The sequence below is a fragment of the Oleiphilus sp. HI0067 genome (assembly GCF_001635735.1).
On the sequence record NZ_LWFI01001445.1, the window covers coordinates 1 to 977 of the forward strand.

Below are 977 nucleotides of genomic sequence, written 5' to 3' on the forward strand. Positions count from 1 at the left end.
GGCCTTTTTTGTTGTTATATCAGTTTGCAAAGGGGTTAATAGTGCGTGTTGACACGTTTGTGTGCAATGTGTACAATGCCGCTCCTTTTTTGTACAGGTGCTGCGAAAACATACTGTTTAAGCGGCGATAATCGGAGTTTTGTTAAGTATGCAAAGCCAAAAAATCAGAATCAGACTGAAAGCTTTTGACTACCGTCTGATTGATCAGTCTACGCAAGAAATCGTAGACACGGNAAAGCGAACTGGTGCGCAAGTGCGTGGTCCAATTCCTCTGCCGACCAAGAAGGAAAGGTTTACAGTATTGATTTCTCCGCACGTAAATAAAGATGCGCGCGATCAATATGAAATCCGTACGCATAAGCGCATGATGGATATTGTAGAGCCTACAGAAAAAACTGTAGACGCACTAATGAAGCTTGATCTTGCAGCTGGTGTTGATGTTCAAATCAGCCTAGGTTAAGTCCAAACGAAAGTTTGGTGTCGAGTCAACTGGCTCGGCGAAGTGTAACTACCTTGTTTAAGGGCCATAGAGGGTGAAAGCCCCGTACACTTAGAGGTGAAAAATGGCAATTGGTTTAGTCGGCCGAAAGGCTGGTATGACTCGTATCTTCACAGATGAGGGTCAATCTATTCCGGTAACCGTCATAGAAGTTGATGGTAACCGTATCACACAGGTGAGAACCGACGATGTAGATGGCTATCGTGCCGTCCAAATCACTACTGGTGAGCGTCGCGCATCTCGCGTTTCTAAATCTGCAGCTGGGCATTTCGCGAAAGCGGGTGTTGAAGCGGGTCGTGGATTATGGGAATTCCGTTTGGAAGCAGAAGAGGGTGCTGAGCTTAAAGCTGGCGATACTCTTGATGTTGCGCTATTTGAAGCTGGTCAAGTCGTTGATGTGACTGGTCAATCAAAAGGTAAAGGCTTCCAAGGTGGTGTTAAGCGTTGGAACTTCCACATGCAAGATGCTACTCACGGT

The 977-nt window shown here is 46.0% G+C and carries 2 protein-coding genes; both read left to right on the forward strand.

What is annotated here, in order from left to right; translation table 11 throughout:
- Positions 1 to 148 precede the first annotated feature (148 nt).
- Entirely contained in the window at positions 149 to 460 is a 312-nt protein-coding gene (gene rpsJ, locus A3739_RS23580) for a 30S ribosomal protein S10 (RefSeq protein ID WP_068503046.1), read from the forward strand.
- Between the two features lie 103 nt (positions 461 to 563).
- On the forward strand, positions 564 to 977 hold a 414-nt coding region (gene rplC, locus A3739_RS23585; RefSeq protein WP_068503048.1), incomplete at its 3' end, for a 50S ribosomal protein L3.